At 56.2% G+C, this 24,468-nt stretch carries 23 protein-coding genes; 14 read left to right on the forward strand and 9 right to left on the reverse strand.

All coding sequences use genetic code 11. From position 1 onward, the window contains the following. Nucleotides 1-170: 170 nt before the first annotated feature. The 4 genes from N9C89_RS04350 to N9C89_RS04365 all read left to right on the forward strand — a co-directional run bounded on the left by N9C89_RS04350 (nt 171) and on the right by N9C89_RS04365 (nt 3,441). Complete coding sequence (locus N9C89_RS04350) at nt 171-296, forward strand: hypothetical protein (RefSeq protein ID WP_263952613.1); 126 nt, start codon at nt 171-173, stop codon at nt 294-296. Between the two features lie 168 nt (nt 297-464). Next, nucleotides 465-848 (forward strand): hypothetical protein, encoded by a 384-nt coding sequence (locus N9C89_RS04355; RefSeq protein ID WP_263952614.1) that lies wholly within the window; start codon nt 465-467, stop codon nt 846-848. Nucleotides 849-1,125: 277 nt separating this feature from the next. After that, nucleotides 1,126-1,323 (forward strand): hypothetical protein, encoded by a 198-nt coding sequence (locus N9C89_RS04360; protein ID WP_263952615.1) that lies wholly within the window; start codon nt 1,126-1,128, stop codon nt 1,321-1,323. 117 nt (nt 1,324-1,440) lie between these two features. Next, nucleotides 1,441-3,441 carry an acetyl/propionyl/methylcrotonyl-CoA carboxylase subunit alpha gene (locus N9C89_RS04365; RefSeq protein ID WP_263952616.1) on the forward strand — a complete coding sequence of 667 codons (2,001 nt, stop codon included), beginning with the start codon at nt 1,441-1,443 and terminating at the stop codon, nt 3,439-3,441. Nucleotides 3,442-3,465: 24 nt separating this feature from the next. On the opposite strand, the gene N9C89_RS04370 is transcribed toward N9C89_RS04365, so the two are convergent. After that, a complete protein-coding gene (locus N9C89_RS04370) occupies nt 3,466-3,921 on the reverse strand; it encodes a DUF4174 domain-containing protein (RefSeq protein ID WP_263952617.1) in 456 nt (151 codons plus the stop codon). 190 nt (nt 3,922-4,111) lie between these two features. On the opposite strand from N9C89_RS04370, the gene scpA reads away from it, so the two are divergent. The 6 genes from scpA to N9C89_RS04400 all read left to right on the forward strand — a co-directional run bounded on the left by scpA (nt 4,112) and on the right by N9C89_RS04400 (nt 9,511). Further along, the gene (scpA, locus tag N9C89_RS04375; protein WP_263952618.1) at nt 4,112-6,238 is read left to right on the forward strand and encodes a methylmalonyl-CoA mutase; all 2,127 of its coding nucleotides are present in this window, start codon (nt 4,112-4,114) and stop codon (nt 6,236-6,238) included. Between the two features lie 81 nt (nt 6,239-6,319). Continuing rightward, entirely contained in the window at nt 6,320-6,943 is a 624-nt protein-coding gene (locus tag N9C89_RS04380; protein ID WP_263952619.1) for a VOC family protein, read from the forward strand. After that, on the forward strand, nt 6,940-7,425 hold the full coding sequence (locus N9C89_RS04385) for a GNAT family N-acetyltransferase (RefSeq protein WP_263952620.1): 486 nt from the start codon (nt 6,940-6,942) through the stop codon (nt 7,423-7,425). Before N9C89_RS04380 ends, N9C89_RS04385 begins: the two co-directional genes overlap by 4 nt. 38 nt (nt 7,426-7,463) lie before the next feature. Continuing rightward, nucleotides 7,464-8,144 carry a molecular chaperone DjiA gene (locus tag N9C89_RS04390; RefSeq protein WP_263952621.1) on the forward strand — a complete coding sequence of 227 codons (681 nt, stop codon included), beginning with the start codon at nt 7,464-7,466 and terminating at the stop codon, nt 8,142-8,144. After that, nucleotides 8,144-9,151, forward strand: coding sequence for an endonuclease/exonuclease/phosphatase family protein (locus N9C89_RS04395; RefSeq protein ID WP_263952622.1), 1,008 nt, complete (start codon nt 8,144-8,146; stop codon nt 9,149-9,151). The genes N9C89_RS04390 and N9C89_RS04395 overlap by 1 nt, the downstream gene beginning before the upstream one ends. Before the next feature lie 36 nt (nt 9,152-9,187). Further along, nucleotides 9,188-9,511 (forward strand): hypothetical protein, encoded by a 324-nt coding sequence (locus N9C89_RS04400; RefSeq protein WP_263952623.1) that lies wholly within the window; start codon nt 9,188-9,190, stop codon nt 9,509-9,511. Here N9C89_RS04400 and N9C89_RS04405 read toward each other — a convergent pair. From N9C89_RS04405 to N9C89_RS04420, 4 genes are read right to left on the reverse strand one after another with little or no spacing between them, the layout of a single operon-like run. Beyond that, nucleotides 9,508-11,070, reverse strand: coding sequence for a Ppx/GppA family phosphatase (locus N9C89_RS04405; protein WP_263952624.1), 1,563 nt, complete (start codon nt 11,068-11,070; stop codon nt 9,508-9,510). The two genes, N9C89_RS04400 and N9C89_RS04405, sit on opposite strands and share 4 nt — an antisense overlap. Nucleotides 11,071-11,121: 51 nt before the next feature. Then, nucleotides 11,122-13,296: an RNA degradosome polyphosphate kinase gene (locus N9C89_RS04410; RefSeq protein WP_263952625.1), complete on the reverse strand. Its 2,175-nt coding sequence runs from the start codon at nt 13,294-13,296 to the stop codon at nt 11,122-11,124. A 48-nt stretch (nt 13,297-13,344) separates the two neighbouring features. Next, the gene (locus tag N9C89_RS04415) at nt 13,345-14,022 is read right to left on the reverse strand and encodes a DnaA ATPase domain-containing protein (protein ID WP_263952626.1); all 678 of its coding nucleotides are present in this window, start codon (nt 14,020-14,022) and stop codon (nt 13,345-13,347) included. Beyond that, nucleotides 14,022-15,113: an AI-2E family transporter gene (locus tag N9C89_RS04420; RefSeq protein ID WP_263952627.1), complete on the reverse strand. Its 1,092-nt coding sequence runs from the start codon at nt 15,111-15,113 to the stop codon at nt 14,022-14,024. The genes N9C89_RS04415 and N9C89_RS04420 overlap by 1 nt, the downstream gene beginning before the upstream one ends. A 158-nt stretch (nt 15,114-15,271) precedes the next feature. Here N9C89_RS04420 and proS point away from each other — a divergent pair, with 158 nt between their 5' ends. The 3 genes from proS to N9C89_RS04435 are packed head-to-tail and all read left to right on the forward strand — an operon-like array spanning nt 15,272 to nt 18,634. After that, the gene (proS, locus tag N9C89_RS04425) at nt 15,272-16,609 is read left to right on the forward strand and encodes a proline--tRNA ligase (RefSeq protein WP_263952628.1); all 1,338 of its coding nucleotides are present in this window, start codon (nt 15,272-15,274) and stop codon (nt 16,607-16,609) included. Between the two features lie 50 nt (nt 16,610-16,659). Then, nucleotides 16,660-17,961 carry a lipoprotein-releasing ABC transporter permease subunit gene (locus N9C89_RS04430; RefSeq protein ID WP_263952629.1) on the forward strand — a complete coding sequence of 434 codons (1,302 nt, stop codon included), beginning with the start codon at nt 16,660-16,662 and terminating at the stop codon, nt 17,959-17,961. Further along, a complete protein-coding gene (locus N9C89_RS04435; RefSeq protein ID WP_263952630.1) occupies nt 17,954-18,634 on the forward strand; it encodes an ABC transporter ATP-binding protein in 681 nt (226 codons plus the stop codon). Before N9C89_RS04430 ends, N9C89_RS04435 begins: the two co-directional genes overlap by 8 nt. Nucleotides 18,635-18,865: 231 nt before the next feature. On the opposite strand, the gene N9C89_RS04440 is transcribed toward N9C89_RS04435, so the two are convergent. The 4 genes from N9C89_RS04440 to N9C89_RS04455 form a co-directional block, all read right to left on the reverse strand. Next, entirely contained in the window at nt 18,866-19,534 is a 669-nt protein-coding gene (locus N9C89_RS04440) for a hypothetical protein (RefSeq protein WP_263952631.1), read from the reverse strand. Next, nucleotides 19,531-21,492, reverse strand: coding sequence for a DNA topoisomerase IV subunit B (parE, locus tag N9C89_RS04445; protein ID WP_263952632.1), 1,962 nt, complete (start codon nt 21,490-21,492; stop codon nt 19,531-19,533). The genes N9C89_RS04440 and parE overlap by 4 nt, the downstream gene beginning before the upstream one ends. A 109-nt stretch (nt 21,493-21,601) precedes the next feature. After that, nucleotides 21,602-22,747 (reverse strand): trans-sulfuration enzyme family protein, encoded by a 1,146-nt coding sequence (locus N9C89_RS04450; RefSeq protein WP_263952633.1) that lies wholly within the window; start codon nt 22,745-22,747, stop codon nt 21,602-21,604. A 90-nt stretch (nt 22,748-22,837) separates the two neighbouring features. Continuing rightward, nucleotides 22,838-23,224 carry a DUF1761 domain-containing protein gene (locus N9C89_RS04455; RefSeq protein ID WP_263952634.1) on the reverse strand — a complete coding sequence of 129 codons (387 nt, stop codon included), beginning with the start codon at nt 23,222-23,224 and terminating at the stop codon, nt 22,838-22,840. Nucleotides 23,225-23,408: 184 nt separating this feature from the next. Here N9C89_RS04455 and ppk2 point away from each other — a divergent pair, with 184 nt between their 5' ends. After that, nucleotides 23,409-24,398: a polyphosphate kinase 2 gene (gene ppk2 / locus N9C89_RS04460; protein ID WP_263952635.1), complete on the forward strand. Its 990-nt coding sequence runs from the start codon at nt 23,409-23,411 to the stop codon at nt 24,396-24,398. Nucleotides 24,399-24,468 lie beyond the last annotated feature (70 nt).

Consider the following 24,468-nt stretch of genomic DNA (forward strand, 5'->3'; position numbering starts at 1 on the left):
CCGTGCAAAAACTCGCAACCCTGTGAAGTAACTGTGAAATTCGGGCTTCCATTTGTGAGATGTTGCGATAAGGTGAGGTTAAGCCGTTGTTTTACCCCTCCCGCGGGAAAGGGATGGCTGCGCGTTTCGTATTGTGAAGCGCGCTATAACAATTGGATAAGGAGACAGATATGTCGAATACAGCCAAAATCGTTGCAGCACTCGGCCTCATCGTTGTTGTTGCAGCTTGTTCTAAAGAAGAAGAAGTGGTTATTGTTGAGCCAGTGGTCGAAGAGCCAACAATGTCCAAGTACTAAGAGATCTTGCGGGCAGGGCTTTGGTTCTGCTCGCACACTGCCCGACAGGGTCGGGCACCATGGGGCCGCCACCCCTTCGGACTATCTCCGAAATTTTGGTATTTCCGCACTGAACTTCCTCTGTGTTTGCTCTAGGATCGGGCGCAAACAAGCAAGAGGGGTTTTACCATGCTAAAGCATCGCGGATTTCCGGGTCGTTTGCCCGGCACAGATTTCCAATTCACCATTCGACGCGACAACAAAAAAGGCGCAACTGCAATCACGCAGCGTGAGCGCTATGCGGATCGGCGCCCAGCAGATCGACGCGCGGACGCTGGCTTCATGGCGGCGCTCTGGCATCACTTCGGCGATCAGCCGTTTGAGCGGGGCAATCTTGATGCGGGACGGTTGAGCTGGCTCTTTGGGCGCGAGGTTGTTGCTGTGGATGATCCGTTTGATCCGTGCAGCTATGAGGCGATGCTCCAGATCGACGAACAACGCGCGCGGGCGAGCTTTCCGGATGTTTTCGGCGCGGATTTTGACGATATTTTTGTCGACGAGGGAGGACGTTAGGCGTGAACCTGCTTACCCCTTCAATCTTTCGGCAGAAACCGGCTCATTCGGTGAGTCGTGCAATTTTTGGGGTATCCAGACCCGACGTCACTTGGCAGAAATTGCTTATGACAGCGCGTGTTACAGCATGTTTTGTCATGGCGCAGCTATTGCGTTACCCTTCCCCTGTCGGGCCCGGCCATCCCCAGGCTGGGCCCGCTTTTTCGCTTGATCAGAGCGGCCCTAAAATAACCGGGAGCGTAGAAAATACGGCCCCAAAAAACAGAGGTACTTACCAATGCTTGCAAAAAAACTCGTTGTCCTTTTTGTTGCGACTGCTTTCGTCGCAGGGTGTGAAACCAACGCACAAAACGCTGGCGTCGGTGCGCTTGCAGGTGGCGCGCTTGCAAGTGCAACTGGCGGGAACGTGGTTACCGGTGCGGCCGTTGGCGCTGCAGGTGGCGCTTTGTGTAAAGACGCAAACGTCTGTAAGTAACGCTACCGCAAACTTCTTAGAATTTTCCAATCGAGCACCATCCGCGCGCGGCGCGGGTGGTGTTTTTGCGTTTGGCCCCACGCGGATGGCCTGACGCCCAGACTTGAAGGACGTGCTATGTTTAAAAAGATCCTGATCGCGAACCGAGGCGAAATCGCCTGTCGTGTGATTAAATCCGCCCAGAAAATGGGGATCAAAACCGTCGCGGTTTATTCGGATGCGGATCGCAATGCGCTGCACGTTAAAATGGCGGATGAAGCTGTTCATATCGGGCCTGCGCCAGCGAACCAGTCGTATATCGTGATCGACAACATCATGCGCGCCATCAAGGAAACCGGCGCAGAGGCGGTTCATCCGGGCTATGGCTTCCTGAGCGAGAACAAGCTTTTTGCCGAGGCACTGGCCGAAGCTGGCGTAGCTTTTATCGGGCCGCCTGCTGGCGCGATTGAAAGCATGGGCGACAAGATCACCAGTAAGAAACTTGCCCAAGAGGCCGGGGTTTCGACCGTTCCGGGGTATATGGGGCTGATCGAGGATGCCGACGAGGCGGTCAAGATTTCCAACGAGGTTGGTTACCCAGTGATGATCAAGGCTTCCGCGGGTGGCGGTGGCAAGGGCATGCGGATTGCGTGGAACGATGATGAAGCGCGCGAAGGGTTCCAAAGTTCCAAGAACGAGGCGGCAAACAGTTTCGGTGATGACCGTATCTTCATTGAGAAATTCGTCACACAGCCGCGTCACATCGAAATTCAAGTGCTGGCCGACGGCCACGGCAACGCGATTTACCTGAACGAGCGGGAATGCTCGATCCAGCGCCGGAACCAGAAGGTGATCGAAGAAGCGCCAAGCCCCTTCCTTGATGAAGCAACACGCAAGGCAATGGGGGAGCAATCCGTGGCGCTTGCGGCGGCCGTTGATTACACGAGCGCGGGGACTGTTGAGTTTATCGTAGATGGGGAGCGGAACTTCTATTTCCTTGAGATGAACACCCGCCTTCAGGTGGAGCACCCAGTTACCGAGTTGATCACAGGCGTTGACCTTGTGGAACAAATGATCCGCGTTGCCTATGGCGAGAAACTGTCAATCAAGCAGAGCGACGTGAAGCGTAACGGATGGGCCATTGAAAGCCGCCTTTATGCCGAAGACCCTTACCGCAACTTCCTTCCGTCGATTGGTCGGCTAACACGGTACCGCCCGCCCGAAGAGGTTGTCGCCGACACGCATGTGGTGCGCAATGATACCGGCGTCTTCGAGGGTGGCGAGATCAGCATGTATTACGACCCTATGATCGCCAAGCTTTGCACATGGGCGCCCGATCGTGGGGCGGCGATTGAAGCGATGCGAGATGCGCTTGATGGCTTCGAAGTTGAGGGGATCGGGCATAACCTGCCGTTCCTGTCGGCGGTGATGGATCATCCAAAGTTTGTTTCGGGCGATATCACAACGGCCTTTATCGAAGAAGAATATCCTGATGGATTTCAGGGAGTTGCACTGTCTGATGCTGATCTTCGGCGGATCGCAGCGGCGACCTGTGCGATGTACCGTGTTGCCGAAATTCGACGCACGCGTGTGTCGGGGCGGATGGACAACCACGAACGTAAGGTCGGCACAGATTGGGTCGTGACGCTTCAAGGGGAGCGCTATGCGACGACGATCAAGGCGGACCCCGAGGGGGCGGATGTAACCTTTGAAGACGGGCACACCTTGCGCGTGGAAAGCGATTGGACACCCGGCGATAGCCTTGCGCGGTTGCGCGTGGGTGACGGGGATTTGGTGATGAAGGTCGACAAAATCACATCAGGGTTCCGCGTTCGGAGCCGTGGTGCAGACCTTGAGGTACGGGTACGCACGCCGCGTCAGGCCGAGTTGGCTGACCTCATGCCCGAGAAAATCGCGCCGGATACCTCCAAGCTTCTGCTTTGCCCGATGCCAGGTCTGATCGTTTCGGTCAATGTGGCCGAAGGCGACACTATCCACGAAGGGCAAGCGCTTTGCACTGTTGAGGCAATGAAAATGGAGAACATCCTGCGCGCCGAAAAGAACGGCGTAGTTGCCAAGATCAACGCTGATGCGGGCGATAGCCTTGCGGTGGATGACGTGATTATGGAGTTTGAATAGGGTGATGCCCCGTGCGTCACATACCTATTGTGGGGCAAGCGGTGAAATATCGCGCCTCTCGCGGACTTCGTCCTTGCGCAGTGGCATTTTGTCGATGGCGCGCAAAATTTCGCGGGCGGTCCACGGCGAGGGTTTGCGCTGGGCGATAGAGCCATCTTTGGCAATCAGCACCATCATAAAGCCACGCGGTCTGATGGTTTGGCGCACATCTGACTCCGCTGCTGGGTCCGTATCAAGGATCAACACAACATCACGGGCGGCAAACTCTTGCCAGTCTGCTTCGATCATCTCGACCTGCCGCTTGAAGTTGGGATCATTCGGGCTGTCGGCCATAACAACAAGGGGACGTGCGACCCATTTGTGCTCCGCGAGTGTGGTATCCGCGCCCGCAACAGGGGCAAATTCAGAGCCGAGTTCCTGTGCTTTGAGCGCGGTGCTGACGCCGAGTAACCCTATAAAAACCAATGTGAAAAAACGCATAGATAATCCTCTGTTCCTTTTGAATATAGGGTGGGCACTGCGCCTTGCACAGAGGGGAAGCACGCGGATTTTATCTGTTATCAAACATTTGTACGCCAATCCGCCAATCCCAACGATTTTCCGGCCCCAAATTGCCCCGATGGCATTGGGCTGCATATCGATCCAGACCGCAGACTGAGAAGGACGCGACATGACAGACAAGACAGAGAAATGGTCCGAGCTTGCCACAAAGGAGCTTCGCGGTCGTGCGCTTGACGACCTAACGTGGCAGACGCCCGAGGGGATCGCGGTCAAGCCGGTTTATACAGAGGACGACACACAGTCGCTGGACCACATGGGCAGCATGCCCGGCGTTGCGCCCTTTACCCGTGGGCCGCGTGCCACGATGTATGCGGGCCGCCCTTGGACCATCCGCCAATATGCGGGATTTTCGACCGCTGAGGAAAGCAACGCGTTTTATCGCAAAGCGCTTGATGCGGGGCAGCAGGGGGTGTCCGTGGCGTTCGATCTGGCTACGCACCGTGGCTATGACTCTGATCACGAACGGGTCGAGGGTGATGTCGGCAAAGCGGGCGTGGCGATTGACTCGGTCGAGGATATGAAAATCCTGTTCGACGGTATTCCGCTGGAAAAGATCAGCGTGTCCATGACAATGAACGGCGCGGTTATCCCGATACTTGCCAATTTTATCGTGGCGGGAGAGGAGCAGGGCGTCGATCGGAGCTTGCTTTCCGGCACAATCCAGAACGACATCCTCAAGGAATTTATGGTGCGGAACACCTATATCTATCCGCCCGAACCCTCGATGCGGATTGTCAGTGACATCATCGAGTATACCTCCAAGGAAATGCCGAAATTCAATTCGATCTCGATTTCGGGCTATCACATGCAAGAGGCGGGCGCGAACCTTGTTCAGGAGCTGGCCTTCACGCTGGCGGACGGTAAGGAATACGTGAAGGCCGCACTAGCGAAGGGGCTGGATGTGGATGCTTTTGCGCCGCGGCTGTCGTTCTTCTTTGCGATCGGTATGAACTTCTTCATGGAAGCGGCCAAGCTTCGGGCGGCGCGGTTCCTCTGGCACAAGATCATGTCGGAGTTTTCGCCCAAGAAACCCGGCTCGCTCATGCTTCGGACCCACTGCCAGACTTCGGGCGTGTCGCTGCAGGAGCAGGATCCGTATAACAATGTGGTGCGTACAGCCTATGAGGCGATGAGCGCGGTGCTTGGCGGGACACAATCGCTGCACACCAATTCCTTTGACGAAGCCATCGCGTTGCCGACCGATTTCTCCTCCCGCATTGCGCGGAATACGCAGTTGATTTTGCAAAATGAAACCGGCGTGACCAATGTGGTCGATCCTTTGGCTGGGTCATATTACGTTGAAAAACTCACGGCCGATTTGGCGGATGAGGCGTGGAAGCTCATCGAAGAAATCGACGAGATGGGCGGAATGACCAAAGCCGTGGCAACGGGCATGCCAAAGCTGCGGATCGAGGAAGCCGCGGCGCGACGTCAGGCGGCTGTGGACCGTGGCGACGAAGTGATTGTCGGCGTGAACAAGTTCCGTCTCGAGAAAGAAGACGAGATCGACATTCTGGACGTAGACAACGTGGCTGTTCGCGAAGCACAGGTCGCGCGCCTTGCCGAAATTCGCGCGAGCCGTGATGCAGCGGCCACAGAGGCCGCGCTTGCCGCGCTTGAGAAGGGAGCGGAAAGCGGCGAAGGCAACTTGCTCGCGCTGGCCGTTGAGGCAGCCCGCGCCCGTGCAACCGTAGGAGAGATTTCGATGGCGATGGAAAAGGCATTCGGACGGCACCGCGCTGAAGTAAAGACCTTGGCGGGCGTCTATGGCGCGGCCTATGAGGGCGACGAGGGCTTTGGCGCGATCCAGAAATCGGTTGAGGACTTTGCCGAGGAAACAGGGCGTCGTCCACGGATGCTTGTGGTTAAAATGGGACAAGACGGCCATGACCGTGGCGCCAAGGTGATCGCAACGGCCTTTGCCGATATCGGCTTTGATGTGGATGTTGGCCCGCTGTTCCAAACGCCGGAAGAAGCCGCGCAGGATGCGGTTGATAATGACGTGCACATCGTCGGCATCAGCAGTCAGGCCGCAGGGCACAAAACGCTTGCGCCCAAGCTGGTTGAGGCGCTGAAGGCGCAAGGCGCCGAAGACATCATTGTGATTTGCGGCGGGGTTATTCCACAGCAAGATTATGATTTTCTTTACAAATCCGGCGTGAAGGCGATATTCGGTCCTGGTACAAATATACCCGAGGCGGCACAAGACATCCTGCGTTTGATCCGTTCGAAATAAACAAAAAAGCCGTGCAATGAGGGGGTGCCTTTTGCGCGGCTCTTGGGTAGCCTTCGCAGGAAAATTGCAAAGAGGCCCCGCATGACATCGCTTGAAATTGACCATTTCGCCATTGCCGCCGAAACACTGGCCGAGGGCGTTGAATATGTGCAGGACACGCTCGGCGTGACACTGTCCGATGTGGGGCATCATGCGAAAATGGGCACGCACAATCGGCTGCTCTCGCTTGGACCGTCTGTTTATCTTGAAGTGATTGCAATTGACCCAGAGGCCAAGCCGCCAATGTTTCCGCGCTGGTTTGATCTTGACCATTTTCGCGGTGCGCCGCGCCTGACCAACTGGATTTGCCGCACAACGAACCTCCCCGCAGCGCTTGAGCTTGGACCGGACGGAAGCGGGGAGCCAATGGAGTTTGTGCGGGGAAATTTTCACTGGCATATGGGCGTTCCCGCCAATGGAGTTCTGCCCTTCGGTGGCGCGTTTCCAGCGCTGATTTCATGGCATGGCGATGCGCATCCTTGCGCGCGGCTTGAGGATCAGGGGTGTCGGCTTGAGGCGCTCACACTTGGCCATCCAGAAGCGCCAAACCTCGCGGCCTCGCTTGCGGCCTATCACATTACGCCCGAGGTCCAGATCGAAACGAGTGGACGCCCCAAGTTGCGCGTTGAGGTGCAGACACCAAGCGGCACAAAGGTGCTCGCATGATCCGCGCGGCCGAAAGTGCGGATTTGCCCGCCGTTCTTGAGATTTGGAACCACGCGATCCGCGAGACGATCACAACATTCAATTCGCGTGAAAAAACGTTGAAGGAAGTTCAGGAAACACTCGCGCAGAAGCAGGCAGATGATATGCCGTTTCTTTTGGCCGAGACCGATGTAGAGATCGTTGGATTTGCCACGTATGGCCAATTTCGAGGCGGTGTTGGCTATCGGTATTCCGTGGAGCACAGCATTTTCTTGAGCGAGGCCGCCAAGGGCAAAGGGCTGGGGCGCGCGCTTTTGGCCGAACTGGAGGGCATCGCCAAGAGCCGTGGTATGCATTCAATGATTGCCGGAATTTCAGGCGAAAACAGTGCCGCCATCGCATTTCACGCGCGTCTTGGGTATCGAGACGTTGCACGGGTTCCGGAAGTCGGCCATAAGTTTGGGCGCTGGTTCAACCTCGTATTGATGCAGAAAATGCTCTAAGCCGTTTATTTTTACTGATTTTAAGATAAAGTTTATTTATGTCTCTTTGGTCCAGAATTTCAGATGCCATTGCGGCGCTGCGAAGTGGTGAGAGCCTGTCACAGGTGTTTGACCGCCTCAGCGCGCCGCCGGAACGTTCGGTTGCCTTTACGATTGCCGTAATTGCGCTTGGGGCCAAGATGGCCAAGGCTGACGGGATGGTTACGCGCGATGAGGTTTCGGCCTTTCGCGAGGTGTTCCACATTCCCCCAGAGGAAGAGGCTAACGCCGCGCGGGTTTTTAATATGGCCCGCACTGATATAGCCGGATTTGACGATTACGCCCGCAAGATTGCCAAGATGCTGGGGCCGGATAATCCGATTAAGAATGATCTGCTGGAAGGGCTGTTTTATATTGCGGTTGCCGATGGCGAGTATCACCCGAACGAGAACGAGTTTTTGGCCAAGGTCGCGGAAATTCTTGGCATAAGTGAGCGCCAATTTAACAGCGTGAGAGCGCGGTTCGTGCCGGATGCTGCGCCTGATCCATATGAAATTCTTGGTGTGCCCCATGACGCGCCGATTGAGGACGTGCGTGCAGCGTGGCGCAAAGCTGTTCGCGAGAGCCACCCAGACCGAATGATTGCGCGTGGCGTACCGAAGGAAGCGATTAAGTTGGCTGAGAAACGGCTTGTTGCCGTTAATCGCGCGTGGGAAGAAATCCAGAAGGACGCGGCCTGATGCGCCTCGCGACCTATAACGTCGAGTGGTTCAACTTCCTTTTTGATAAGCAAAACAAACCCTTATTCGACGACGCCCCGTCCAAGCGGTATCAGACATCACGCGGAGAGCAGCTTGCCGCAATCGGCGCCGTATTTCAGGCGCTTGATGCAGATGCGGTGCTGATTATCGAGGCGCCGGATACTGCGAAGACCCGCTCTACCGTCACAGCGCTCGAGGCTTTCGCCGCCGATAATAATCTCAGAGCAAACCGCGCGGTTGTGGGCTTTCGCAATGAAACGCAGCAGCAAATTGCCTTGCTCTATGATCCGACAATACTCTCTGCGGTTCATGATCCGCAAGGCAGCGCCGCAGACGTACCCAGTTTTGACGGGCTTTATCACATTGACCTTGATGTGGATGGTGCTGGCGATGCGGTCCGCTTTTCAAAGCCGCCACTTGAGATCGCGCTTGAGACCAGCGAGGGGCGTAAGCTGCGGCTAATCGGGGTCCATGCGAAATCCAAGGCGCCGTATGGAGCCAAGAACAAGGACGAAGAAACCCGCATTTCCATCGAAAACCGACGGAAGCAATTGGCCCAATGTATTTGGGTGCGGCAGCGGGTAGAGGGTCATCTGGCAAAGGGCGAGGATGTGGTCGTTCTGGGCGATTTCAACGACGGTCCAGGGCTTGACGAATACGAACGTTTGTTTGGCCGTTCCGGGGTTGAGATTGTGCTGGGAGAGGAGGGCGAAGATTGCCTTTATGATCCGCATGCACGCATGGGGCAAACGCGGCGATTTGGCGGGCTTCCAACAACATCGCGGTTCTATATCTCGCGCGAGAAGCGCTTTCTCGGGGCCCTGTTGGATTACATTATGGTGTCGGAAAAGCTGCGACCGTTGGCACGGAACTGGCGGATTTGGCACCCGTTCGAAGATCCGCAAATCTACAAGACTCCGCTCCTGCGCGAAGCGCTTCTTACGGCGTCTGACCACTTTCCCGTCACGTTGGATATCGACATTTAACTTCTAGAATCGTGCCGATTTTGTTAGGTGTTGGCTATGAAACGCTTTGCTCTTGCCCTTGTTTCTTCTGTTTGCGTGGCGCTTGCTGCGCCTGTTGCTATGGCGCAGGACGAGCAGATGGAAGAGGGCGCTGACCTTGTTGAACGCGGCATGCGGCTGTTGTTTGAGGGGTTAATGGAAGAGATCAAGCCTAACCTCAACGAGATGATGGATTTGGGCGAAGAGATCGCGCCGAAGGTTCAAGCGCTGATTGACCTGATGGGAAATGCCGAAAATTACGAAGCGCCCGAAATCCTGCCCAATGGCGATATCCTGATCCGTAAGAAGCGCGATTTGAAAGAGGGCGAGATTGAGCTTTAGCTGCTCATCAAGTTCTTCTTTCCGCCTTTGATTTTCACCACGGTCTCTGCGTTTAGCGATGCCGCGAGGGATTTGAAACGGGCCTCTGCTACCTCTCCGAATAGGTCGCGCGCCGGTTTGGCGAGCCGAAGTTCAAGGACGCGTTTCTTGGAATAAAACTTGAGGCTGGCCATCGTATCCGGCGACTTCACAGAGAACATGGCGCCAAATCGCATTGCCTTTCCGAGGATTTCGGCCTGTAAGATTTGTTTTTCCGTCAGCATGTCGAACAGAGGCTCAAAACGCGAACCAGATCGTGAATTCTTGTAGCGGTGAAGCAGGGCGACGCCGAGGAAAACGCGCTCGCGATGTTTCAATCCGCCGAGGTTTGCGCGCGTAGCGTTATCAAAACAAACTTCCGCGCGGAAATCAGGGTGCGCGCGCCAGCTTACGTCGTGGAGCAAACAGGCTGCCTTCACGAGACGTAAGTCTTCTTCCTTAGCAGAGCTAAAGAGCGGCAGGACAAACTCGTAAAGCCCTTTGCCAAACCCGGGGAGCCGCGCATCCTTGGCTTCGGCAAAACGGCAGGCTTCGATCAACGGGTCGCGGTGGCGGAGGCGCTCTGGCATTTGCTCATAGAGCATACCCTCGCGGATTCCGTAGCTCGAAATCGCGATTTCTTTGGGTTTGAACGTCCGCAGTAGCTGCTTCAGAACAAGACATGCCAACGGCACAAGCGACATCCGAGCCTCGGAGGTTCCGGTGCGGGCGCGCAACTCTTCAAGGTCGTTCTCGGCGATCCACTTTGCCGTGTTGAGAACAGATTTCGGCGTCATCCTGTATTCGTGCAATACTGTGAGCGGATAGCCCCGCCGCTCCATATCAAGCCGCGCAATCGCCCGCCAAGAGCCGCCGACGAGGAACAGGCGCTTGTCGGTGCTGGGCATTTCTTTGTGAAGCCCCTCGATCACCTCTTTGATATGCGCGGTGCGGGCTTTCTTGGTTTTGATCGCCTTGAGTTTGAGCGGGCCGAGGCCAGAGGTCACGCAGTGGCCGACCTTGCCGCCTGATAGCTCTGCCAACTCCATCGAAGAGCCGCCGATATCGCAGACCAGCCCCTTTGCACCCGGCCAGCCGAGCAGAACGCCCTGTGCGGAAAGCCGTGCTTCTTCTTCGCCGTCGATAACAAATAGGCGGAGGCCAGTCTCCCGAGCTATCTCCTCCCGAAACTCGGGTCCGTCCTCCGCCTCTCGCACCGCGGCCGTGGCGACGGCTGTAAGCGGCGCGATGTTCATCCCCGCGGCCAAGAGCTGAAAGCGCTTGATCGCCGCGAGAGCACGCTTGCGCCCTTCGGGGTTCAGGCGGCCCGTTTCTCCAAGGCCAGCCCCAAGGGCACACATGATCTTCTCATTATAAAAATAAGCCGGACTACGGGCGGCACCGTCAAAAATAACGAGACGGACAGAGTTTGAACCCACATCCACAACCCCGACACGCCCAAGAGCGCGTGATGCGGGATCGTTGAAAAGCGGTCGTCCGAATGGGCCCCAGATACTTTCGGCCAGATCGGCGTCGCTCATGCCTGTCTCCTTCAATTCAGAACGAACTTTGCCGTGCAAAGCACGCGTCTGTCAATCTTTGGAATGCGCCAATTCAGGAACATCTGCTGCGCCGGCCTTGCCGCGGCCAGAAAGCGAGGGGTTTTCCATGAAGAACCTGTGGCAATTGAACACAAAGTCGTCCTCGCGCGCTTCGGGGCGCTTGTATGTCCCGTCTGGCGAGAGAATCCAGCTTTGGGCGCAGTCAGCCATATTGGCGGCCATGATCTGGCTGGTGATCTGGGCTTTCACCGTTGGGTTGGTGATTTTGACCAATGTTTCCACGCGGCGGTTCAGGTTTCGGCCCATCCAGTCGGCGGATGAAATATAGACCGAGGCTTTTTTATTGGGCAGGGCGTGCCCATTGCCAAAGCAAACGATGCGCGAATGCTCGAGGAACCGCCCAACGATGGACTTTACGCGGATGTTTTCCGATAGACCCTTGATGCCTGGCCGCAATCCGCAAATGCCGCGCACCACGAGGTTGATCTTCACCCCAGCCTGACTGGCGGCATAAAGCGCGTCGATGACATCGGGTTCAACCAACGCATTCATTTTCGCCCAGATTTCGGCGGGCTTGCCTGCGTTGGCAAATTCGGCCTCGCGGGCGATATTCTCAATCAGTGTCGATTTGAGAGTGAGCGGAGAGATAGAGAGGTTTTCAAGCCCTTCTGGCTGCGCATACCCCGAGAGGTAATTGAACACTTTGGTTGCATCACTTCCAAGCGCACGGTCGCAGGTAAAGAACGACAGGTCGGTGTAAATTCGTGCGGTGATCGGGTGATAGTTACCGGTGCCATAGTGGGTGTAGGTCACGAGTTGATCACCCTCGCGGCGCACGACGGTCGAGATTTTGGCATGGGTTTTATAATTGATAAACCCGTACACAACATGAGCGCCCGCGCGTTCAAGGTGTCGCGACTGGCGAATGTTGGCGGCCTCATCAAAGCGGGCTTTGAGCTCGACCAGCGCGGTGACGGATTTGCCCATTTCCGCTGCTTCGCAGAGCGCCGATACAATCGGGGACTCGCGGCTTGTACGGTAGAGCGTTTGCTTGATCGCCACCACATCAGGGTCGCGCGCGGCCTGATCAAGGAACCGCACCACCATGTCGAAGGTTTCGTAAGGATGGTGCAGCAGCATGTCTTTCTGGCGGATCGCGGCGAACATATCGCCGTCGTGGTCCTGAACCCGTTCGGGCACACGCGATGTGAAGCTGGGCCAGAGCAGGTCTCGGCGATCGTCAATCACGAGTTCCTTAAGGTCGGAAACACCGAGCAAACCTTTTATTTCAACAACTTCTTCGTCGGTGACGTGAAGCTCGTCCATAATCAGGCTGCGGAGGGATTTGGGGGCGTCGGCGGAAATCTTGAGCCGCACCACTTCGCCACGGCGGCGGCGTTTGAGCGCCACCTCGAATTCGCGCACGAGGTCTTCGGCTTCGTCCTCGACCTCGAGATCGCTGTCGCGCAAAACGCGGAAGGCACAGCTTCCTTTGGCTTTGTACCCGGGGAAGAGGCTGTCGAGATGTAGAAGCAAGAGTTCTTCGAGTGGGAGGAACCGATGGGTGCCTTCGTTGCTTGGCAGGGGCACGAAACGGTCGATCTGGTGTGGGATCGGCAAGAGTGCGCACAGCTGTTTCTTACTTGATTTGCCCTCAAGTTGCAGCGCCAGCGAGAAGCCTGTGTTCGGGATGAACGGGAAGGGGTGCGCCGGATCAATCGCAAGTGGCGAGAGGACGGGGAACACCTGAGTGAGGAAAAAGCTTTTGAGGAACTTTTTGTCTTCGCTCGAAAGCGCATCGCCTGTCAGGAGTGTTATTCCTTCGGCATCCATTTCTTTGGCGAGTTGATCCCATGTTTCCTGTTGCCGCTCAAGAAGCGCGCGGGCGTCGCGGTGGATCAAGACCAATTGTTCGGCGGGTGTCAGGCCATCGGCGGCGGGGGTTGTGTTACCCGCTTGTGCAAGTTCACGCAGGCCCGCTACACGGACGGTATAAAACTCATCGAGGTTGGTCGCAGAAATAGACAAGAACCGCAGGCGCTCCAAAAGCGGCACACGCGGGTTTGTGGCCTCTTCCAGCACGCGCCAATTAAAGGCCAGCCACGAAATCTCGCGGTTGAAGAAGCGTTTGGGGCCAGCAAACTCCTGTGGATCAAGTTCCTCAGGAGTGGCAAAGGGGGCGGTAAGGAAGTCTGTTTCAAACATAAGGGCGGCATAATCTACGATTGTAAAACTAAGGTGAAACTATGCGCCTTAGGAGGGGGAATTGTCCAGAGCGTCCAACACCTTGGCGGCCAACACGCGGGTTACGGCGCGACCTTCGGCCAATGCGGTCTGATCCAGAGCGCGTGAAACTTGCCCCATAACGCCGAGCGAGCGGGGCGCGCGCTTGATGACATAGTTCACGACTTCGGGTGCAATCGAGATTTGGCGGTCGTTGAAATGCTTGACCAAGACACCCGCCAAAAGCGCGTCGTCAGGCGCTTCGATGCGGGTAACGGCGGTAGCTTCAAGGCGGCTGCGCAAGTCAGGCAGGGTTAGGGGCCAGCGGCTCGGAGCGGTTTGACCAGTAAGAAGGAGAGGTTGCCCATTGGCCGCAAGCTGGTTGTGAAGGTGAAAGAGCGGCTCTTGAGCTTCTGGCGGCAACATATCAGCGCCATCTATGGCCACAGGGCCGGTGGCCAGCGCATCGATATCAGCGGTTGGCAGCGCATCGGGCGCGAGTACGGTTGCGCCACAGTCTTCGGCCCAGACGTGGCAAAGGTGGGTTTTCCCTGCGCCTTCGTCACCGACAAGCACCATCTTTCCAAGAGGCCATGCGGCCCAATCGGCGAGGGTGGCCACGGCCACGGAATTGGACGGGGCAACAAGAAAATCGTCGCGGCCAAGTGCAGCGCGCACCGGCAATTCAAATGCAAGCTGTTGGGGCATTAAAGTTCGTCTTGATCCAGATTTTCAGGCGTTTCTTCGGGGTCCAGCCCCTGATAAAGGCGGCCATTGATGTATTTGTCGATTGCAAAGCGGGCCACAACGCCAAGCGCCGCAGCAACCGGAACCGCAACAAGCATTCCGATAAATCCAAAGATAGACCCAAAAGCAGACAGCGCAAAGATGAGCCATACCGGATGCAGGCCAACGGAAGAGCCAACGAGTTTGGGCGTCAGAACATTCCCTTCGACCACTTGCCCGACCACAAAGATCACAACGACAGCGATAAGCGACCCCCACTCGCCCCAGAACTGGAACAGCGCAAGCCCGATGGCCAGCGCTCCGCCGACAAGCGCGCCGACATAGGGGATAAACGTCAGAATTCCGGCCACGAAGCCAGCGACTAGTCCAAAATTAAGCCCGACAATCATAAGCGCGACCGCGTAGTAGGTGCCGAGGATCAGACAAACAGTGCCTTGCCCGCGCACAAAACTGGCGAGTGTGCTGTCGATGTCAGAGGCAAGTTTGCGAATGACGGGCGCGTGGTCTCGCGGCAAGAGGGCGTCGATCTTGGCGACCATATTGTCCCAATCAAGCAGCAGGTAAAAGGCAACCACAGGAACGAGCACCAGCAAAACAAAGACATTCACCAGCGACATCGCCGAGGTGAACGCCCCTTCGAGCAGCTCGCCCCCTTTGGATTTTAGCGTGTCGCCAACCGCAAGTAGGGATTTGTGAATCGTGCTGTCCGCAACAAGCAGATCAGGAAAGCGGTTGGTAATAAAGTCGCGCAGCTTACCGAAATATTCCGGCATCTGGCTTGCCATATCGCTGCCTTGCCGCACCAGCGTCGGGATAATCAGAAGCGATATCACGATGAAAGCGATGATCGCCGTGATCGTGATGAGCGCCGTGGCCAAGGCGCGCGAGCAGCCCATACGCTCCAGACGGTCAGCCACAGGATCAAGGAAATAGGCCACAGCGCCGCCAAGCACAAACGGGAGTAGCACATCGCCCAGATACCAAAGCGTGACCATGAATACGGCGGTTGCGATCAGCCAGTATTTCGCTTGCGTCTGAACGGGTAAGGCCATGGCTGATTTCCTTTGTTGTCACCGTTGGAACGGGCGTTGATTACCCTTGTGTGGCGTAAAGCCACGTTGATTTCAACCCGAACAGCCGCGCCTTGAATGCCTAACGCTTTTGCCATAGAGCAAGGGAAACACGTCAATTGCCACAAAGGGCCCCTGTCATGCGTCTTTCCCGTTACTTCATGCCGGTTCTCAAAGAGACCCCAGCCGATGCCCAGATTGTGAGCCATCGCTACATGCTGCGCGCGGGGATGATCAAACAAACCGCTGCGGGGATTTACAGCTGGCTGCCGCTTGGCCTCAAAGTTCTGCGCAACATCGAGCGGATCGTGAACGAAGAGCAGGAACGCGCGGGTCACGTGCCGATTTTGATGAGCACCATTCAGCCTGCCGATCTGTGGCGTGAAAGTGGTCGCTATGACGACTACGGCGAAGAAATGCTGCGTGTTCGTGACCGCCATGACCGCGATATGCTTTACGGTCCCACCAACGAGGAAGCAGTGACGGATATTTTCCGCGCGCACGTCAACAGCTACAAAGACTTGCCGCTGACCCTTTACCAAATCCAGTGGAAATTCCGCGACGAGATCCGCCCGCGTTTTGGCGTGATGCGGGGCCGCGAATTCTTTATGAAAGACGGTTATAACTTCGACCTCACCAAAGAGGACGCGCTGCACGCCTATAACCGCCATTTGGTCAGCTACCTGCGCACCTATGAGCGCATGGGCCTTAAGGCGATCCCGATGCGCGCGGATGGTGGCCCGATTGGTGGCGATTACACCCATGAATTCCTTGTGCTGGCCGAAACCGGCGAGAGCGAAGTGTTCTATGACGCCGAAGTGACAGACCTGACATTTGGCGACCGTGAGGTTGATTACGACAGCGTCGAGGAATGTGAAGCTGTGCTGAAAGAATTCACTAGCCGTTATGCTCGCACCGACGAAACTCACGACGAAGCGCTGTTCAACGAAATCCCCGAAGAACGCCGCCGCTCGGCTCGTGGCATCGAAGTTGGTCAGATTTTCTACTTCGGCACCAAATATTCCGAAAGCATGGGCGCGACAGTTGTGAACGCTGATCAGGAACAAGTTCCGGTTCACATGGGCAGCCATGGCATCGGTGTAAGCCGCCTTCTTGGTGCGATCATCGAAGCGAGCCATGACGACAAAGGCATTATCTGGCCCGAAGGTGTCACGCCTTTCCACGTCGGAATCGTCAACCTCAAGCAGGGTGATGACGAAGCCGATGCCGCATGTGATGCACTTTACAAAGCCTTTGTGTCTGCAGGGCTTGAGCCACTTTACGACGACCGCAAAGAACGCGCTGGCGGTAAATTCGCGACGATGGACCTCATTGGTCTGCCGTGGCGGATCACGGTCGGACCGCGCGGCCTTAAGAACGGTGTTGTCGAGTTGACCAGCCGCAAAACTGGCGAAAGCGTTGAGGTTGCGCCCGAAGAGGCCGTGGCGAAAGTTAAGGCAATCTACGAGGCGCTATAACGGCGCCTCTTGACCACCTCACCGCCACCTGCGCAGAGTTGCGCAAACAGATGCAGGAGCCAGAAGTGGTAAACCAAACCGCCCCGTTTTCGCGTTTCGAGTGGTTGATTGCGTGGCGATATTTGCGCGCCCGTCGTGCCGATGGTGGCGTGTCGGTCATGACGTGGATCAGCCTCATTGGCATCATGCTCGCCGTTGCGGCATTGATTATTACGCTTGCCGTGCGCGCGGGCTTCCGTGCGGAATTTGTCGATACGATCCTTGGCGCCAATGCCCATGTCACGATCTATAACTCCGCGGCACTCAATGAAGGTGGCCAACCCAGCCGCGTGATCGAGGATTACACCGAACGCGCCGAAGCCATCCGGCAGGTGCCCGGCGTTATCCGAGTGGCCCCTTTGGTCAAAGGGCAAGTCATGACAAACCACGGCCAGCAAAACGCCTTTGCGCAGGTGTTCGGCATTGCGCGTGACGACCTTGCCGCCATCCCCCGCATCGCCAATCCAGAGACAGCCGATGGCGATCTGGCCGATTTCGATCGCGGCATTGCTGTGGGTCGAGAAGTGGCGCGGACGCTTGGCGTTGGCCTTGGCGATACGATCAAACTGATCTCGCCGAACGGGGCCAAAACTGCCTTCGGCACCAGCCCCCGTGTGAATGCCTATGAAGTCACTTATATCTTCACGGCAGGGCGCTATGACATTGATAACACACGCATTTACATGCCCTTCACAGAGGCGCAAAGCTATTTCAATCGCGAAGGCGTAGCTGACGAGTTGGAAGTCATGGTGGCCGAGCCAGAGAGCGTTCGGGACCTGACTATTCCTCTGCTGGAAGCAGGGGGCGACCGCACAATGATCTGGACATGGCAGGACGCGTCAGGCGGTTTCCTGCGGGCGTTGGAGATCGAGGATAACGTGATGTTCGTGCTGATGTCGGTGCTGGTTCTGGTGGCCAGCCTGAACATCATTTCAGGGCTTGTTATGTTGGTGAAAAACAAGGGCCGAGACATTGGAATCCTGCGCACGATGGGCCTGACCGAAGGCGCGGTGATGCGGGTATTCTTCATTTGTGGCGCGCTCGTTGGGGTGATCGGGACGATCTTCGGCGTGATCGCGGGCTGCCTCTTTGCAATCTATTTCGACCAGATCTTGGCCATCGTAAATGGCGCGTCTGGCGGTGATGTTTGGGATGCGTCCGTGCGCGGAATTTACAAGCTTCCGGCCAAGCTGGAATTGTCGGATGTACTTGTTTCTGTTGCACTTTCTCTGTTCCTGTCCTTCGTCGTAACGATCTTTCCGGCGCGGCGAGCGGCGCGTATGAACCCTGTGGAGGCGCTGCGCTATGAGTGATGTTCTGAGCCTTGAAAACGTCGCCAAATCCTATAATCGCGGCCGTCCGAACGAAGTTACGGTACTATCGGGCGCCACGCTCAACGTAGCGCGCGGCGAGGTCGTGGCGCTTGTGGCCCCATCGGGCGCGGGCAAGTCCACATTGCTGCATATCGCGGGCCTCCTCGATAGCGCGGACAGTGGCAAAATCGAGATTGCAGGGCGCGATGTTTCAGGCCTTTCAGACCGCCAACGCACCGGCATTCGCCGCGCCGAGGTTGGGTTTGTGTACCAGTTTCACCATCTGCTGCCCGAATTCTCAGCAGCGGAAAATATTGTGCTTCCTCAACTTGTTAACGCCGTTTCAACGCGTGAAGCAGAGGCCCGCGCGGCAAAGCTCCTCGCCAATGTTGGCCTTGCCGAGCGCGCCAAACATCGCCCCGCGGAAATGTCTGGCGGCGAGCAACAACGGGTCGCGTTCTGCCGTGCTTTGGCCAACGCGCCCAAACTCCTCTTGGCGGATGAACCGACCGGAAACCTCGATCCCGAAACGTCCGATATCGTGTTCGAAGCCCTCATGGCGCTCGCACGCGAGGAGGGGCTTTCTGCGGTCATCGCGACTCACAACCCAGAACTCGCCGCCCGAATGGACCGCATCGTAAGGCTCGAAGGCGGGGCGCTCAAACCGGCGTAAGATTTGCATATGATTTCCGTATGAAACGCATATGCGGGATATGTGTTGGAAACGTGCCGAACATTCACAGAACATTAACGCTTTGTCAGCTATAACGAGTCGTGTCAGCCAGTTAAGGGCCGACGCGGTTGGTAACGAGTTGGTTTGGTTTTTTGGGGGGGGAATAGGAAATAAGAACAGGCCAAAGGTCCGTAAAACGCGCCAAGTGGAGCCTTTTGGCGCCTAAGATTATTACAAAGAAAGGAGATCGCGGATAACCGCTTGAATAATGTCGATGGATGGGATGCTCAGCATCACAAAGCCTCCAAGAGCAAGAAAAAGTGTCACTACACGTGCGAGCTTTCGGGAGTTATTTTCTGATGCCCAGTATTCTCGTGCAAGCAAGCGAATTCTGATTTCATGATTTCTTAGAAGCATTTTTGTGTCTTGAGACCCTGACGTAATAGGGTCGCGAAAGTTCAACGGGTTGTTGCTTTCAATATATGATTTTATGTCAGTTCTGATGATGTGATCTTTGTCTCGACATTTAAGTTCAATTTCCTTGATATCGGTATGAGAAAAGTTGGAGACGACACGTTCGGAAAACTCTTGCATATCTCTTGATTGCTGAATGCAATTTGGCACTAAAACCCTAAACAGCACGTTTGAGCTAAAAACAAACAGACTTCCAAAGAACACGAGACGTAGTTTTGCCAGCCCGTCTAGAATAAAAGGCGACTCTTCAGAGTCTGATGCTCCGGCAAACAGACTGAGTGAAAAGTTTTCGATAATTGGGTCGCTGAACAGAATTAGATAGCCGACTAGCGGCACAATCCCAATCAACCTGCTGAGTTCATTGTCTGCAAAATGTGCGATGAAGTTCCACCGGAGCCAAATGGGGTCTTGTTTGGGCTCGCTCACAAATCCAGCTCTTCAACGAACCTTGCGTTCTCCTGAATGTACTGGAACCGTTTCTCCGGCTTTTTCCCCATCAAGCGTTCGACGAGGTCTCCGGTTTCGCCGGGTTCGTCCTCATCAATCGTGACGCGGATGAGCTTGCGGGTGGCTGGGTTCATGGTGGTTTCTTTGAGGTCTTTGGCGTCCATTTCACCAAGGCCTTTGAAGCGCGAAACATCGATCCGGCCCTTACCGCCAATCCCTTTGGCAAGGTGGGCGTCTTTTTCGGCCTCATCAATGCAATACACCCGCTTCGCGCCTTGGGTCAGGCGGAACAGTGGCGGGCAGGCAAGATAGAGGTGCCCTGTGTCGATCATCGGGCGCATTTGGGTGAAGAAGAACGTCATGAGGAGCGAGGCAATATGCGCGCCGTCCACATCCGCATCGGTCATGATGATGACCTTATCATAGCGTAGATCGTCCACGTTAAACTTGCTTCCCAACCCAACGCCAAGCGCTTGGCAGAGATCGTTGATTTCCGCGTTTGTCCCGATCTTATTCGAGGCCGCGCCAAGAACGTTGAGGATTTTACCGCGCAGGGGTAGGAGGGCTTGGGTCTTGCGATCCCGCGCCATTTTGGCAGAACCACCCGCAGAGTCCCCCTCCACGATAAACAGCTCCGTGCCTTCGCGGGAATTGGACGAGCAATCGGTCAATTTCCCCGGCAGCCGCAGTTTCTTGGTGGCGGATTTGCGCTGTGTTTCTTTTTCCTGACGTCGCCGCAGCCGCTCTTCGGCGCGCAGGACGAGGTAATCGAGAATCGCACCGGCGGCTTTCGTATCGTTGGCGAGCCAGTTGTCGAAATGATCCCGCACCGAGTTTTCGACCATTTTCTGTGCGGCTTCGGTAGAGAGCCTGTCTTTGGTTTGGCCAACGAATTGCGGATCGCGGATAAAGCAGGACACCAAAGCGCAGCCGCCTGTCATCAGGTCTTCGCGGGTGATCTGCGCGGCCTTTTTGTTGGAGACAAGTTCGCCATAGGCGCGGATGCCCTTCAGGATCGCGGCCCAGAAACCGGCCACATGGGTGCCGCCCTCGGGTGTTGGGACGGTGTTGGTATAGGACTGGATGAAGCCATCGCGGGCTGGGGTCCAGTTTATCGCCCACTCAACAGAGCCCGGAACGCCGAACTTCTCTTGGAAGCCAACTTTTCCGGCAAAGGGCGCATCAGCGTAAGTCGTTGATCCGCCGAGCGTTTCTGTGAGGTAATCTGCGAGGCCACCGGGGAAGTGGAATGTGGCTTCGGTGGGCGTGTCGCCGTCTTCAATGGCTGATTTCCAGCGGATTTCGACACCGGAGAATAGGTACGCCTTGGAGCGCGCCATTTGGAACAGGCGTTTGGGTTTGAACTTTTGACTGCCGAAGATTTCCGCATCTGGGTGGAAGGTCACGCTGGTGCCGCGTCGGTTGGGGGCGGCGCCGATCTTCTCAAGCGGTCCTTTGGGGATGCCGCGGGAGAATTCCATTGCGAAAAGTTCTTTGTTTTTAGCAACTTCGACGCGCAGGTAATCCGACAGCGCATTCACGACCGAAGAGCCAACACCGTGCAATCCGCCGGAGGTTTCATAGGCATCGCCGCCGAATTTTCCGCCCGCGTTTAGGGTGCAGAAGATGATTTCGAGCGCGGTTTTGCTTGGGTCTTTGGGGTGCGGATCAATTGGGATGCCGCGGCCGTTATCGCGGATGGTTACGGAGTAATCCGCGTGAAGCTCGACTTCGATGCGGGTGGCGTGTCCGGCGACGGCCTCGTCCATCGAGTTGTCAACAATTTCGGCCACGAGGTGATGGAAGGCGCGCTCATCGATGCCACCGATATACATACCGGGGCGGAGGCGGACGTGTTCCATATCTTCGAGCACCTGGATCGAGGAGGCGTCATAATCTTTTTCGATCTCGGATCCGGCAAGAAGGTCGTTGGCCATTGGCTGCTCGTTTGTTGGTTTTGGTTCGTTCTATTGTGACAGCAGGCGCCGTGGCAAGCAAGCGGCCACGGTTGAAATTCGACGCGTTTGGTGACGGTATTTGCTTGCGTCAGACCTGTGCGAGGGCGTTTTCAAGGTCGGCCCAAAGATCGCCCACGTCTTCGATGCCGACAGAGAGGCGCAGCAGGTTTTCGGGGATGCCGGTATGGGGCTCGATCGTGTGGCGATGCTCGACAAGGCTTTCAACACCACCAAGAGATGTTGCGCGGTGGAAAAGGCTGAGTTTGCCCGCAACGGCAAGAGCCTCACGCGCGCCACCTTTTACGCAAACAGAAAGCAGCCCACCAAATCCGCCGTTCATTTGCGACTTGGCAAGCTCATGGGCGGGGTGGCTTGGCAATCCGGGATAGAACACGCGTTCGACTTTCGGATGTGTCTCGAGTTTTTCCGCGAGAGTCAGGGCGGATTGCGACATGCGCTCGACACGAAGGGTCAAAGTCCGCATGCCCCGCAGAAGAAGCCACGCCTCGAAGGGTCCGATGACAGCGCCCGCATCATGGCGGTCTGTCTGGATTGTGCGCCAAAAATCGGCCTCGGCATCGGCGCAGGAGAGGACGCCGGCGAGCACGTCAGAATGGCCGTTGATCGCTTTGGTCGCGGAATGCATCACGACATCTGCGCCAAGGTCCAGCGGACGGCTTAGAACGGGCGTTGCCGCGGTGGAGTCGACCATCAGGAGGCCATTCGCGGCATGGGTTGCCGTGGCGATAGCGGTGATGTCGCTAATTTTGAGCCACGGATTTGACGGGGTTTCGATCATCACGAGGTCAGGTTTTTGGGCGGAAATCTGGGCTGTGAAGGCGTCTGTCTCGCTGGCGTCGGCCTCGTGGAGGGTTATCTCGCGACGAGCGCAGAAATCGCGAATCCATTTGGTCGCGCCCCAGTAAATGCCGGATTGAACAAGCACAGTTGCGCGGTTTGGCAGGCTTCGGAACATGGCGGCGATGGCGGCCATGCCGGAGGGGAATAGCAACGTGTCGGCGGCGTTTTCCAACTGTTTCAAAACGTCTTCTGCGGCGCGGGCGTTTTCGTTTTGATCGCGCAGATAGGTGTTTTGCGGGGCGACGAGGTCATAGTTTTCGTCACGTAGAAAGGTCGTCGCGGGATGGATCGCTGGCGTCACGCCACCTGTTGTTTGGTCTGTTTGGCCCGCGGCCTGCGCTGCGATTGTTGCGGGTTTTTGGTGATTTGCCATCTCTCTGCCTCCGGTTTGCGCGCCGGAGTATCGCAGAAAGATGGCCATGCACAAGGCGGCGCAAGTGCAGTGCGCCGCTACAGGTTTTGTTTAGAAAATGCCGTTACAGATAATCATGATCACGAGCGCAGCGAGCCAATACCCTGCATTAACGTTGCGGGAATAGGTGCTATGCCCCGCGAATGCGGCGTTTGCATAGCCCATGATGGTAAAGGCAACAGTCGCGAGGATAACCGTGAGGAGGAGGTTGGAGGCTGCTGTGACGGCAACAAACCAACTCATGAGAAAGAGCCCAAGGGCTTGGCTGATCATAGCGGCCGCGGGCATCTTATCGGCGCTGCCAAGGCTTACGCCAACGCCTTCGGCCCATTTCTCGCCAAAGAGTTTCGGGGAATACCAGAGCCACCCCACAAGGAAAGCTGCTACCGCGCCAACGATAACTGCAAGCCAACTAACATTTGTCGTCAATTCTGCCATGTCGTTTCCTTTCTTATTGTTCTGTCGCGGGGATATTTTGCGCTGATTTCCGTGAAACACCTAGAGATTTCGGGGTTTTGGGCCGTGTTCAGGAAAAACTGTTGCTGGGTTTGATGCACCTCAATGCAGGGTTTGCGCCTTGGGTGTAACGCTTTTCTTGACCAAGACAGCGAAGGAGAACGGGATGGCGACAGCAAATTCAAACACCAAGAAACCGGCCGGAAAAGCAACGACAAACACCGAAGACCGCGCGAATGGCGCGACTGAGGCGGCGCAGGCGGATGCGCTTGTTGATTCATTCGTGAATGTCGCCAATGGGCGGGATGCGGTCCGGCTTGCGTTTGAAACGGGCACCTATCCCTATGCCGAAAAGATGCGCGCCAAGGAGTATGAGGAGCAGAAAGCCCTGATCCAGATTGAGCTGTTGAAGGTGCAGAAGTGGGTCAAGGAAACAGGGCAGAAGTTTGTGTTCTTGTTTGAGGGGCGTGATGCTGCGGGGAAGGGCGGTACGATCAAACGGTTTATGGAGCACTTGAACCCGCGCGAGGCACGTGTCGTGGCGTTGAACAAGCCAACGGATGAGGAAAGAGGTCAGTGGTTCTTTCAGCGTTATATCCAGCATCTGCCGACGGCTGGCGAAATGGTGTTTTATGACCGCTCTTGGTACAACCGCGCGGGGGTCGAGCGGGTTATGGGCTTTTGCGAGCCGAACGAATACCTAGAGTTCATGCGGCAGACGCCCGAGTTAGAGCGCATGATCACCCGCAGCGGTATTCGATTGTACAAATACTGGTTCTCGGTGACGCGGGACGAACAGCAGCGCCGATTTGACTCGCGCAAGACCGATCCGCTCAAGCGCTGGAAGCTCTCTCCGATTGATGTGGCCAGCCTTGCGAAATGGGATGACTACACAGAGGCCAAAGAAGCGATGTTCTTTTATACAGACACCGCTGATGCGCCGTGGACCATCATCAAATCCAATGACAAGAAACGTGCGCGGCTGAACTGTATGTATCATTTCCTCAGCACGATCGACTATCCGGATAAGGACCACGCCGTTGCGAAAGCGCCAGACCCGCTGATTGTTGGTGGTGCGAACCATGTGATTCACGGATCGGACCATATCCTCGGGACGTCGCTTCACCCTGATCAGCGCAAGGTAAATCGCGGCTAAGTTGTTTTGCGATAGGTAAGAAATTGCCACAGTACAATGTGGTGATTGTCAAACTGCGAAATCGGGCGTA

The organism is Halocynthiibacter sp. SDUM655004, assembly GCF_026015885.1.
Classification (GTDB): Bacteria; Pseudomonadota; Alphaproteobacteria; order Rhodobacterales; family Rhodobacteraceae; genus Falsihalocynthiibacter; species Falsihalocynthiibacter halioticoli.